This window comes from Pseudomonas sp. HUK17 (genome assembly GCF_001566765.1).
The window spans coordinates 1-12,552 of sequence record NZ_LSMW01000001.1 but is presented as its reverse complement, the minus strand read 5'-3'; the positions used below and the strand labels follow the sequence as shown (position 1 = coordinate 12,552).

The following is a 12,552-nucleotide window of genomic DNA, read 5'->3' as shown; positions in this document are numbered from 1 at the left end:
CTTTATTGGCCCTGACCGGCCGGCTGCTGCTCGGCGGAGGCGACGTTGCCGGCAGGCTTGGCAGTGACACTGGCGCCGGGTTTAACCTTCTGCAGACCTTCGGTGATGACCTTGTCACCCGCCTTGATGCCTTTGGATACCAACCAGTCGGCACCCAAGGCCCGCTCGGTCACCAACTCGCGCAGCTCGACCTTGCCTTCCCCATTCACCACCATGGCGGTGGGCTTGCCCTTCTGATCACGTGTGACCCCTTGCTGGGGTACCAGGATGGCATTCTGGCGCACCCCCGATTGCAACTGGGCACGCACGAACATGCCGGGCAGCAGCAGCTTGTCGGGGTTGGGGAATTCGGCACGGATGGTCACCGAGCCGGTGCCCTGATCCACCGAGACCTCGGCGAACTTGAGCTTGCCGGAACGGCTGTAGGCACTGCCGTCTTCCAGCATCAGCTTGACCTCGGCGGCGTTCTCGCCCTGCACCTTCTGCAGTTGACCACTGTCCAGCTCGCGGCGCAGACGCAAGAGGTCGGTGGCGGACTGGGTGACGTCGACATAGATGGGATCGAGCTGGGTGATGCTGGTCAGGGCGGTGGTCTGATCGGCGGTGACCAGGGCGCCTTCGGTCATCATCGAGCGGCCAATGCGGCCGGCGATGGGCGCGGCGACCTTGGTGTAGGCCAGATTGATCTCGGCATTGCGCAGGGCGGCCCTGGCCGATTCCACCTGGGCTTCATTCTGCCGCTGCATGGACAGCGCATCGTCGGCTTCCTGCTTGCTGATCGCCTGTTCCTTGACCAGGGCGCCATAGCGCTGGGCCTTGAGCCGGTTCGACGCCAGGGTCGCCTGGGCCTGGGCCAGGGAGGCCTTGGCGGAATTGACGTCGGCTTCGTAGGTGCGCGGATCGATCTGATACAACTGCTGGCCAGCCTTCACGTCGGCACCTTCGGTGAAGGAGCGCTTGAGCAGGATGCCGCTCACCTGGGGCCGCACCTCGGCGATACGGAAGGCGGAGGTACGCCCGGGGAGTTCGTCGGTCAGGGTGACGGTGCGGGGTTGCACCGTCACCACCCCGACTTCCGCAGGCTTCTGCTGTTGCTGCTGCTGGTCCTTGTTGTCCTGCTTGCCGCAGGCGCCCAGGGCCAGGGCCACGGCCAGCAGGGCGGGAGCGAAAAAGGCATGCGCCGGCTTGATCTGCATATCAAAAGTCCTTGAAAGCGGGGAAATGAGCATGCGCAGCGCGCCTTGTGGATCCGCACCGGCTCGAGCATAGGATATTGTTATCAGACAAATATACTTACGTTCACGACTGTTTGTAAATAATCCAAGTGCCATGCTCGGGTATTTCGCCGGATACGACGACCCCTCGCGAAAACGACTATTCCGAGAAAAGTCAGGCCGGTGCGGCCGACCTCGGTAGCAGACCATGCGGCGGGAGCCGAGTTCTGCCGGGGAATCCCGGTGGCGCCCGGCTCGTCGGCAAAGACGACCAGACACAAAAATGCCGGACGAATCCGGCATCTTTGGTTACAACCTGCAGGCGTCCCGTTACTGGCGTACGCCTTCGAAGGACAGCATGAATTCCACTTCCTGGGATTTCGGGCCGAGGTCCTTCTGGATGTTGAAGTCCTTGAGCTTGAGGGTGGTGGTGCCCTCGAAGCCGGCACGGTAGCCGCCCCACGGGTCCTTGCCCTCGCCCATGAAGTGGGCCTTGATGGTGACCGGCTTGGTCACGCCGTTCAGGGTCAGGTTGCCGGTGACGTCGGCGGTGCCGTCGCCAGTGGGGGTGACCTTGGTCGATTCGAAGCTGGCCTGGGGATGGGCGGCGACGTTGAGGAAGTCGGCGCTGCGCAGGTGCTTGTCACGCTCGGCGTGGTTGGTGTCGACGCTGTCGGTGTTGATGGTCACCTTGACCTTGTCGGCGGCCGGATCCTTGGCATCGAAGCTGAAGTTGCCGTCGAAGTCCTTGAAGGTGCCGTACAGCCAGCTGTAGCCCAGGTGCTGGATACGGAACTGAATGAAGGCGTGCTGGCCCTGCTTGTCGATCTTGTAGTCGGCGGCCATGGCCTGGCCAGCGCCCAGCAGAGCGGTACCCAGGGCCAGGGCGGCAACGGTTTTCTTCAGCATTGGATGGAGCTCCATGTGGTGGTGGGAAGCGAACATCAGGAAGGGATGTGGACCCGGCCGAGCATGCGGACCAGGGTGCCGTCGCGGTCGACGAAGTGGTGCTTGAGCGCGGCCAGCATGTGCAGGCCGGCCAGGATGATCAGCGTCCAGGCGAACCAGAGGTGGATCTTGCCGGCGGTATCGGCCTGATCCGGCAGGCCGCTCAGGGTCGCCGGGACCTTGAACCAGCCGAAGACATCGATGGCCACGCCATCGGCGGTGGAGATCAGGTAGCCAGCCACCATGACGCTGAGCATCAGCCCATAGAGCAGGAAGTGCCCGGCACCCGCCGCGCGACGTACCAGCGGGCTGCCCTCCACCGGCGGCGGCGGACTGACCAGGCGCCAGAGCAGGCGCAGCACCAGGGCGATCAGCAAGAGAATGCCGGCGCTCTTATGCAGTTCGGGGGCGGTGTGGTACCAGGTGTCGTAGTAGTCCAGGGTGCGCATCCACAGGCCGGAGGCGAACATGGCGACGATCGCCAGGGCCATGACCCAATGCAGAACCAGACTTACCAGACCGTAGCGAAGGCCGTCGTTGCGCCAGTGCATCGCTTTTCTCTCCTGAAAAAGCTTTGCCTAAGCCTAGCCGCAAACGTATCGATGGAAAGCGGAAAAAGTGTCGAATCAATATCGAAGGAATCGATGGATCGGACGACGCGCGAGCGCCCCGTCCGCTCAGGCCCAGAGGCTGCGCAGGGGCAGCGTCCGGGTTCGGGTCACGCTCAGAACGACCAGTGGAACAGCTTCCAGAAGAAGCCGTGCTCGCCACTGTCCTTGGCCGGCGCGGCCTCGGTGGCCTTGGGCGCAGCAGCCGGCTGGGCGGTGTTCTTGGCACTGGCCGCGACCGGCACCACGGCCTTGCCGGCCTTGAGGTCGCGGACCTGGCCGGCGGCGCGCTGACCGCTGGCGAGGGCGCCTTCCAGGGTGCCCGGGTGCAGCGGATCGGTGTGCTCGCCAGCGAAGATCACCCGGCCGGTGGGCTTTTCCCACAACCGCCAGTAGCGGGTGATCTGGCCCGGACCATAGGCCAGGTAGGCGCCGCCCAGGCCCGGATCGCGGCTGTAGCGGCGGACTTCGTAGCCGGAGAAGGCGCCGCGCGCCTTGGGATAGAATGCATGGAAGCGGATCAGCACCTGGTCGACCATCTGCTTGTCGCCAAAGGCCTGTACCAGGCGCGCGCTGTCACCGGCCAGGTTGACCAGCACATTGGCGCCGCCCTTCACGTCCGGCTCCACCCACAGCATGCCCAGGCCCTGGTCGCTGTAGATCTCGCCACTCATGCGCGACTTGCTGTCCCACACCGGGGTCTTGAATTTGAGCAGGATCTGGTCGCGCCAGCCATAGGTGGTGCCCTTGATCGCCGCCTGCTGGGTGGCGTCCAGCGCCGGGGTCATCTGCACCTGGCCGAGGGCGCGCAGCGGCACCGCCATCACCACGTAGTCGGCCTTGTAGCCGGTGGCACCGGCCTTGACCACGACGCCGTCCTTGTCCTGGACGATACTCGCTACCTTGCTGTCGGTCTTGATCGTCTTGATCTGCTTGACGAAGGCCTGGGCCAGCACCTCGCTGCCACCGGGCAGACGGGAGGCGCGCAGGTCCTTGTCGTCGACGCCGCGATAGACGCGGGTCTGCTGGGCCAGATAGAGCAGCGACAGGCGCGAGGGCTCGTCGTAGCGGACGCGGATACGCTGGTTGATCAGCTGACGGGCCACTGGTGGCAGATTCTGCTTGTCCAGCCAGGTGGCGGCGTTGATCTGGTCGAGGGCGTGCAGGGTCGGGGTGGCGGTCGGCTGCAGCGGATCGCTGATGGCGGCGGCCAGGTCGTCCAGGGACTTGTCGACGCGCTTCAAGGCATCGGCCACGGCCGGCATCTTCTGCGCCAGGTCGTCCTGGGAAAAGTACTGGCCTTCGATCAGATAGCCCGGGGTGCGCACGAAGGACGGCGCGTCCACGGTCTTGAGCTTGAAGGTGTCCAGATAATGATTGAGCACCGGCTGGGCCTTGGTATCGCCGATCCATTCGCTGGAGGCGAGACCGGAACGACCGCCGACGCGCGCGCCGGCTTCCAGCAGGGTCACGTTCCAGCCGGCCTGCTGCAGTTCATAGGCCGAGGCCAGACCGGCCATGCCGGCGCCGACCACGATCACCGAGGGACCACTGGGCGCGACGGGTGCCGCGGCAGCCTTTTCCGGCGCCTTGTGCGTCTCTTTATGGGCCTTCTCGGCAGCGCCTGCGCTCAGGCTGGTAGCGAATACGCCGGCTGCCAAGCAGACGGTAAAACCTGTCCAACGCGACGACATCTTTTCTAGACTCCTGGGACCGGGAAACGGCGGTGGCGCAGCATACGCCAGCGGCCCCGGGGCAACCAGACGGCGCCATGACCGGCAATCGGCCCGCGCCTTGCTCCCGTCGCGCGCCCTGGCTTAGGCTTGCGCCCCCTTTTTATCGCCGGGCCCGCCGCCAGGAGACGCCAATGACCAATCACGACTGGATGCGCCGTGACCTGGAGGTGCTCTGGCACCCCTGCACCCAGATGAAGGATCACGAGCAGCTGCCGGTGATCCCGATCCGCCGCGGCGAAGGCGTCTGGCTGGAGGACTTCGACGGCAACCGCTACCTGGACGCGGTCAGCTCCTGGTGGGTCAATGTCTTCGGCCACGCCAATCCGCGCATCAACGACCGCATCAAGGCCCAGGTCGACCAGCTGGAGCACGTCATCCTCGCCGGCTTCAGCCACCAGCCGGTGATCGAGTTGTCCGAGCGCCTGGTCGCCCTGGCCCCGGCCGGCCTCGACCGGGTGTTCTATGCCGACAACGGCTCCTCGTGCATCGAGGTGGCCTTGAAGATGAGCTATCACTACTGGCGCAACGTGGGCCAGCCGGAAAAGCGTCGCTTCGTCACCCTGACCAACAGCTACCACGGCGAGACGGTGGCGGCCATGTCGGTGGGTGACGTGGCGCTGTTCACCGAGACCTACCAGGGCCTGTTGCTCGACACCCTCAAGGTGCCGAGCCCCGACTGCTATCTGCGCCCCGAGGGCCTGGGCTGGGAAGCGCATTCGCGGCAGATGTTCGCGCACATGGAGCGCACCCTGGCCGAGCATCACGCCAGCGTCGCCGCGGTCATCGTCGAGCCGCTGATCCAGGGCGCCACCGGCATGCGCATGTACCACCCGGTCTATCTGCGCCTGTTGCGCGAGGCCTGCGACCGCTATGGCGTGCACCTGATCCATGACGAGATCGCCGTGGGCTTCGGTCGCACCGGGACGATGTTCGCCTGCGAACAGGCCGGCATCCGTCCAGATTTCCTTTGCCTGTCCAAGGCCCTCACAGGCGGCTACCTGCCGCTGGCCGCCTGCCTGACCACCGATGCCGTCTACCAGGCCTTCTACGACGACTACCACACCCTGCGCGCCTTCCTGCATTCCCACAGCTACACCGGCAATCCGCTGGCCTGCGCCGCCGCCCTGGCGACCCTGGACATCTTTGCCGAGGACGACGTCATCGCAGCCAACAAGCCCCTGGCCCGGCGCATGGCCGAGGCCACCGCGCACCTGGTCGACCATCCCCACGTTGGCGAGGTACGCCAGACCGGCATGGCCCTGGCCATCGAGATGAGCGCCGACAAGGCTCGCCGTACGCCCTACCCCTGGCAGGAGCGCCGCGGTCTCGCCGTCTATCAGCACGCCCTCTCCCGTGGCGCCCTGTTGCGACCCCTGGGCAACGTGGTCTACTTCCTGCCGCCCTATGTCATCACCCCCGAGCAGATCGACTTCCTCGCCGAGGTGGCGAGCGAAGGCATCGACCTCGCCACCCGCACCTCGGTCAGCATCGCCCTGAGCGACCTGCACCCCAACCACCGCGATCCCGGCTGATCTGGAGTCCGCCATGCGTCTCACCCGCTGCCACCTCGACCTGCCCCTGGCCCTCGGCCGCCTCGACCTCCCCGAGGCCCAGGCTCACTACCTGGGCCGCGTGCTGCGCCTGGCGCCGGGGGATGCCGTGCAGCTGTTCGACGGCAGCGGCCGGGAGTACCTCGGCCAGGTCGCCGCGGTGGGCAAGAAAACCCTCAGCGTCGACCTGACCGAGGAATTGCCCGGCCAGCCCGATTCGCCGCTGCGGATCCACCTCGGCCAGGGCCTGTCCCGCGGCGAGCGCATGGACTGGGCGATCCAGAAGGCCACCGAACTGGGGGTGGCCGAGATCACCCCGCTGGTCAGCGAACGCTGCGAGGTGCGCCTCAAGGACGAACGCGCCGACAAGCGTCTGCAGCACTGGCGTCAGGTCGCCATCAGCGCCTGCGAGCAGTGCGGGCGCTCCACGGTGCCGCTGATCCATCCGCCACAGTTGCTGGCCGACTGGCAGACCGGGCTGGATGCCGACCTCAAGCTGGTCTTGCACCCGGTGGCCGAGCCGCTGGAAAGCCATGCCCGCCCTACCCGTCTGGCGCTGCTGATCGGTCCCGAAGGCGGCCTCAGCGAGGCCGAAGTCACGGCCGCCCGCGCCGTCGGTTTCCAGCCGGCCCGCCTTGGGCCGCGGGTGCTGCGTACCGAGACCGCCCCGGTGGTGGCCCTGAGCGTGGCCCAGCAACTCTGGGGTGATTTCCAGACCCCATGATCTGACCTGGGCCGCTGCCCCGCGGTGGCCCGCCTCTTTCCCCACGGATAGTTTTGGAGCCCTGGATGACCCTGCCCTCTCGCCCCTACGCCGCCTTCCTGTTCGACATGGACGGTACCCTGCTCACCAGCGTGGCCTCCGCCGAACGCGCCTGGAGCACCTGGGCCCTCGGCCATGGCCTCGACCCGGCGGACGTCCTGGCGGTGATGCACGGCGTGCGCGCGGTGGAGACGGTCAAGCGCTTCGCGCCCGCCGGCGCCGATATCGAAGCCGAGACCCGCGCCATCACCGAACTGGAGATCGCCGATGTCGCGGACATCCAGGAAATCCCCGGGGCCGCGGCCTTTCTCGCCAGCCTGCCGGCCGGCAGTTGGGCGCTGGTTACCTCGGCGTCACGCCGCCTGGCCGAAGTCCGCCTGGCCGCCGCGGGCATGGCTCTGCCGCCGGTGATGATCTGCGCCGAGGACGTCACCCAGGGCAAACCCGCGCCGGACTGCTTCCTGGCCGGGGCGCGCAAGCTGGGCGTGGAGATCGGTGATTGCCTGGTGTTCGAGGATGCCCATGCCGGCTTTGCCGCGGCCAAGGCGGCCGGCGCCGATGCCGTGGCCATCACCGCCACCCATCGCCAGCCGTTGGACCTGGGGTTGCCGACCCTGGCCGACTATCGCGGCGTCGGCATCAGCCGTGAAGAAAACGGCGCGATGCGCCTGACCCGACAGGACTAGAACACACCCGCGGCGGCGAGGCGCTCTTCCACCCCGATCAGATCGGGGATGCGCGCCGTGCCGCCTTCGTAGGCCACCGCCCCCAGCTCCAGGGCGGCCAGGGGTAACTCGGCCGCGGCCAGCTCCGGGGTGATGCGTAGCGAACGCGGAATGCTGCGGATCAGCAGGGCCAGGAACCGGACCCGCTCACGCCCACCCAGGGCATTGAGAATGGCCACTCGCGCATGGCGATCGCCGTCGAATTGCGCGGCATGGCCGCTGGAGAGCGCCTCGAAGCTGATCAGCGGCAGGCGCAGATCGCGCCAGGCGACCTGTCCCAGACACCAGTCGGGCTGCACCGGCAGCGGCCGGATCTCGCGGCAGGGCACCAGTTCGGCCACCGCCGCATTGGGCAGCAGCAGGGTACGATCGGCCAGGGTCAGCAGCAGACCGGTCAGGTGTTCGGCGGGAGCGGCGGTCGACATCGGAGATTCCTTTAGCTTCGCTGCTCGGCCAGGCGCGCCACCAGGGCTTCGGCCAGGCCGCGGGGATCGGCGGTAAGGGTCGCGAGACCCGATTCGCGCAGGCTTTCCGGCATGCTCGGGGCGATGCAGGTGCTCGCCGACTGGGTCCAGAGCGTGCCACCGCGGCGCCGCACATAGGGCGCCGAGGCGGTACCATCGTTGCCCATGCCACTGAAGACGATGACCCCGCAACGGGTGCCGAAGTGCTGCGCCAGGTTGAGCATCATCTGGCTGATCGACGGCGTATAGGGCTCGGGCCAGGCGCGCTCGACGATGTCCAGGGCGCTGTTGGCACGGAAGGTGAGTTCCTGCTGGGTGGGTACCACCACCACCTCGCCGCAGCGCACCGGCTCACCCGGGCGCACGCCCTGGATGTGCCACTGGCTGTGCCGGCCCACCGCGCGCAGCAGGCTGGCGGCAAACCCGTCGCCGATGTGCTGGGCATAGAGGAAGCCGACCGGCAGCCCGCCCGGCAGGGCATCGAGAAAGGCCTTCACCGCCGCTGGACCACCCAGGGACGCCGCCAGCAACCAGACTTCAGGTGCGGGATCGCCCGCCGGCAACGGCAGATTGGCTAGGGGTTCGGGCAGGGTCAGGCGCGGGGGGCGCGGCTGGTCCTGCAGCAGGGTCTCCAGCGCCGGGCCGACCGCCGCCACCGGATCGCCGATCAGCCGCTTGAGCTTGCCGATCAGGCGCTTCTCCCACTGGGTGAAGGGATCGGTGAAGCGCTCGGGCGCCTGGCCTTCGCCGAACAGGATGGGCACCTCGGCCCCTTCCAGCAGCGCGTCGACCAGCGACGACTCTTCCGTCTGGCTCAAATCGATCAGCCACAGGTCGGTCGCGACCGTGGGCCAGGCCGCTTCGTCGAAACGCTCCGGATCGCTGTTGAGGACGACGTGATAGCCATTGTCGGCCAGCACCTGCTGCAGCACGTGGCGCTGCAGCGGACTGTCGGCCAGGATGGCGACGCGGGCATTGTGCATCTCAGTCATGATCCCTGACCAACCGGTGGATGTGGGCCAGGAGTTCGCTCTCCTGGTAGGGCTTGCCCAGGTACTCGTTCACGCCCAGGCTCAGCGCCCGCTCGCGGTGTTTTTCCCCGGTCCGGGAGGTGATCATCACGATCGGCAGGTCCTTGAGGCGTGCGTCGTGGCGCACCAGGGTCGCCACCTCGAAGCCGTCCATGCGCGGCATCTCGATGTCCAGCAGCAGGATGTCCGGTTGCCGTTCCTGCAACTGGGCGATGGCGTCCACCCCGTCCTTGGCGGTGAAGACCTCCATGCCATGGCGTTCCAGCAGGCGACTGGTGACCTTGCGCACCGTGACCGAGTCGTCCACCACCATGACCAGCGCCGGCCGGGTGACCTCGGCCACCGTGGCCGAGCCCTGCGCCAGCCGTGCCAACTCGTCGCGGGTACCGCGCTGACTGCGGATCATGGCCAAGAGGTCGAGAATCACCACCACGCGCCCATCCCCCAGCAGGGTGGCACCGGACAGGCCCGGTACCCCGGCGAATTGCGGGCCGAGGCTCTTCACCACGATCTCCCGCGAACCGGCCACCGCATCCACCTGCACGGCCACCGCGTATTCGGCGGAGCGCACCAGCACCACCGGCAGCGGTAAGCTCTGGCCGCTCAGCTTGGGCTGCTGGCCGTTGCCGAGCAGGTGGCCCAGGTAGCGCAGATCATAGTGCTGGCCGCCGTATTCGAAGGTACTGGCGCCCGGGCGGTAATAGCGTTCGAGGTCGGCGGCGGTCACCCGCACGATGCCCTCGATGGTGTTGAGCGGCACGGCATAGAGATCGTCGCCGGCATGCACCATGAGCGCGCGGTTCACCGACACGGTGAACGGCAGGCGGATGGTGAAGCGCGTCCCCTCGCCCGCCACGCTGTGGATGTCCATGTTGCCGCCGAGCTGTTTCACCTCCTGGTGCACCACGTCCATGCCCACGCCACGTCCGGAAATCTGGGTGACGGTTGGCGCCGTGGAAAAGCCGGATTCGAGGATGAATTGCAGCAGTTCCTGATCGGTGAGCTGCGCGTCTTCCGCCATCAGGCCGCGCTCGATGGCCTTGCGGCGCACCGCGGCCAGATCGATGCCACGACCGTCGTCGGCCAGGGTCAGGATGATGTCGCCGCCCTCGCGGCGCAGATCCAGGCTGATCACGCCCTCGGCCGGCTTGCCGGCGCGCTGGCGCCCGGCGGCGTCCTCGACCCCGTGGTCGATGGCGTTGCGCAGCATGTGCTCCAGCGGCGGAATGATCCGCTCCAGCACCGTGCGGTCCAGCTCGCCCTCGGCGTTGCCGACCTGCAGCTCGACCGGCTTGTCCAGTTCGGCGCTGACCTGACGTACCACCCGGTGCAGCCGCGGCACCATGCGCTCGAAAGGCACCATGCGCGTCTGCATGAGGCTTTCCTGCAACTCGGTGTTAACCCGCGCCTGCTGCAGCAATAGGGTCTCGGCATCGCGATTGCGCTGGCCCAGGGTGTTCTTCAGATCCAAGAGGTCGGAAGCCGATTCGAACAGCGCCCGGGACAGCTGCTGCAGCTGGGAATAGCGATCCAGCTCCAGGGGATCGAAATCCTCGTAGCCGGCGCGATCCACGTCTTCGTGGTGACGACTGATGATCTGCGCCTGGGTCTCGGTATCCAGCCTGCGCAGCTGATCGCGGACCCGCTCAATGGTGGCTTCCATCTCGCCGAGGGTGGTGCCGATGTCGCTGACCTGCTGTTCGACGCGACCGCGGAAGATCGAGGTCTCGCCGGCCAGGTTGACCAGCTGTTCCAGCAACGCGGCCGGCACCCGCACCAATTCCTGGGAAGAGCGCCGCTGCGCCGCCTGCTGGCGGACCTGCTGCAGGCGCTGCACGAAGGGCAGCGGCGCAATGGGCGCCGCGGGCGTCTCGGCCGCCACCATGAGCGGCGCCACGGCAACGCCTGCCACCGGCAATTCGGTCGGTGCGTGTTGCGCACCGGCTGCGCCGTCCACGCCTGGAGAGTCTGCAACGTCAGCATCCGCGTCCGTCGCGGCCAGCGGCAGGTCGGCTTCGAAGGACTGCTGCTCAAGGTCGGCGGGCGCGTCCGACGCCTGGGGTGCGACCGTCAGGGGCGTGGCAGGCAGCGACAACTGGGCCACGGCCAGTTGCAGCCCGTCGACTCCCTGGGTCGCCAGGTCGCGAACGCGGTCGCCTGCGCCCAGCCCTACGGCCTGCGAACGCAACTCGACCAGTTGCTGTTCCAGTCCATGGGCTTGCTCGCCCAGGCCATGAAGGCCAGCCAGGCGAGCACCGCCCTTGAGGGTATGCAGACAGCGCAGCAGCTCGTCCACTGCCACCTCGGGCGCGGCCGGCCAGCCGGCCAGGGCCTCGTCCATGCTGACCAGCAGGTCCTGGGCCTCCTCGATGAAGATTTCGAGGATTTCCGCGTCGGTGTCTGCGTCGAAGACCGGCGTGGCGGCGGGCACCGCGGTGGCGGTCACGCTCGCTGCCAGCGGCGCTCCGCGATAATCGCGCAGGGCCTCGATGAGCTCAGCGGCGGGGGCCGGGGCCTGCCCCTGGGCCAGGGCTTCGAGTTGTTCGTGCAGGCGGTCATGGCAACGCTGCAGCAGGCCGCCCAGTTCTGCGCCGGGCTTGATCCGTCCCCGCGCCAGGCCTTCGTAGAAGGCCTCCAGGGCATGGGCCAGATCGCCGATGGCATCCACCTCGGCCAGGCGTGCACCGCCCTTGAGGGTATGCAGGTCGCGCAGCAGGGATTCCAGCGCGAGACTATTGTGCGGCTCGGCTTCCCAGGCGCGCAGCGAGGTCGCCATGCTGTCGAGCAGGTCGCGACTCTCTTCGATGTAGATGGCCAGCAGCTCAGCGTCGGGACCTTCGTCCGCCTCCGGCACAGCGGCCATGGGCAGCGGTTCCGGGTGCTGGGACTCGGTCTCGGGCGCACTGTTCGCTACCGGGTCATCGATGTCGTTGGCGGCATCCACCTGGCCTGGAGCTGGCTCGGATTCACCTGCGGCCAGGTCATCGAGGTGACCGGTACGGATGCGCTGCAGGCGTTCGACCTGCTCGGCATGCTCGCTGACCGGCGTACCCGCCGCCAGCTCGTCCAACTGCGCCGCCAGGCAGCCATGGGCGTCTTGCAGAGGCTGGGCCAGTTCGCCACCACCGGCGAGGCGGCCGTCGAGCAGGCCTTCGTAGATGGCGTCCAGCTCCGTAGCCAGGCGCGCCACTGGCACCACCCCGGCGAGATGGGCACCGCCCTTGAGGGTATGCAGATCGCGCTGCAAGGTGCCGAGGTGGAAGCTCTGCTGGGGCTCAACCAGCCAACGTTTCAGTGCCCGGTCGGCGCTGTCCAGCAGATCCTGGGCCTCTTCGAGGAAGATCAGCTGCATCTCCGGATCGACGGTGGCGGTAGCCTCCGACTCGACCGCCGCGGCGTCCGGCGACTCGGTGTCCGCGGCCCGCGGCAGAGGCTCCTCCGCCGCTTCCGGCAGCTCGCGGTCAGGCTCGGCTTCGGCTTCGGCTTCGGCTTCGGCTTCGGCTTCGGCTTCGG

At 67.5% G+C, this 12,552-nt stretch carries 10 protein-coding genes; 3 read left to right on the top strand and 7 right to left on the bottom strand.

Annotated elements, in window-relative coordinates:
* Window positions 1-2: 2 nt before the first annotated feature.
* From AX284_RS00050 to AX284_RS00035, 4 genes are all read right to left on the bottom strand, one after another.
* Window positions 3-1,196, bottom strand: coding sequence for an efflux RND transporter periplasmic adaptor subunit (locus AX284_RS00050; protein ID WP_068382894.1), 1,194 nt, complete (start codon window positions 1,194-1,196; stop codon window positions 3-5).
* A 348-nt stretch (window positions 1,197-1,544) separates the two neighbouring features.
* Window positions 1,545-2,123, bottom strand: coding sequence for a YceI family protein (locus tag AX284_RS00045; protein ID WP_068382892.1), 579 nt, complete (start codon window positions 2,121-2,123; stop codon window positions 1,545-1,547).
* 35 nt (window positions 2,124-2,158) lie between these two features.
* Window positions 2,159-2,713: a cytochrome b gene (locus AX284_RS00040; protein WP_068382891.1), complete on the bottom strand. Its 555-nt coding sequence runs from the start codon at window positions 2,711-2,713 to the stop codon at window positions 2,159-2,161.
* A 173-nt stretch (window positions 2,714-2,886) separates the two neighbouring features.
* Window positions 2,887-4,464 carry a flavin monoamine oxidase family protein gene (locus AX284_RS00035; protein WP_068382889.1) on the bottom strand — a complete coding sequence of 526 codons (1,578 nt, stop codon included), beginning with the start codon at window positions 4,462-4,464 and terminating at the stop codon, window positions 2,887-2,889.
* A gap of 173 nt (window positions 4,465-4,637) precedes the next feature.
* On the opposite strand from AX284_RS00035, the gene AX284_RS00030 reads away from it, so the two are divergent.
* From AX284_RS00030 to AX284_RS00020, 3 genes are all read left to right on the top strand, one after another.
* Window positions 4,638-6,038: an adenosylmethionine--8-amino-7-oxononanoate transaminase gene (locus tag AX284_RS00030; protein ID WP_068382887.1), complete on the top strand. Its 1,401-nt coding sequence runs from the start codon at window positions 4,638-4,640 to the stop codon at window positions 6,036-6,038.
* Window positions 6,039-6,051: 13 nt separating this feature from the next.
* Window positions 6,052-6,780 carry a 16S rRNA (uracil(1498)-N(3))-methyltransferase gene (locus tag AX284_RS00025; protein WP_017640968.1) on the top strand — a complete coding sequence of 243 codons (729 nt, stop codon included), beginning with the start codon at window positions 6,052-6,054 and terminating at the stop codon, window positions 6,778-6,780.
* 65 nt (window positions 6,781-6,845) lie between these two features.
* Complete coding sequence (locus AX284_RS00020) at window positions 6,846-7,505, top strand: HAD-IA family hydrolase (protein WP_017640969.1); 660 nt, start codon at window positions 6,846-6,848, stop codon at window positions 7,503-7,505.
* Here AX284_RS00020 and AX284_RS00015 read toward each other — a convergent pair.
* The 3 genes from AX284_RS00015 to AX284_RS00005 all read right to left on the bottom strand — a co-directional run.
* Window positions 7,502-7,969, bottom strand: coding sequence for a chemotaxis protein CheW (locus AX284_RS00015; protein WP_068382886.1), 468 nt, complete (start codon window positions 7,967-7,969; stop codon window positions 7,502-7,504). The genes AX284_RS00020 and AX284_RS00015 overlap by 4 nt on opposite strands.
* A gap of 11 nt (window positions 7,970-7,980) precedes the next feature.
* Window positions 7,981-9,000 (bottom strand): chemotaxis protein CheB, encoded by a 1,020-nt coding sequence (locus AX284_RS00010; RefSeq protein ID WP_068382885.1) that lies wholly within the window; start codon window positions 8,998-9,000, stop codon window positions 7,981-7,983.
* On the bottom strand, window positions 8,993-12,552 hold a 3,560-nt coding region (locus AX284_RS00005; RefSeq protein WP_153015295.1), incomplete at its 5' end, for an Hpt domain-containing protein. The genes AX284_RS00005 and AX284_RS00010, both read right to left, overlap by 8 nt.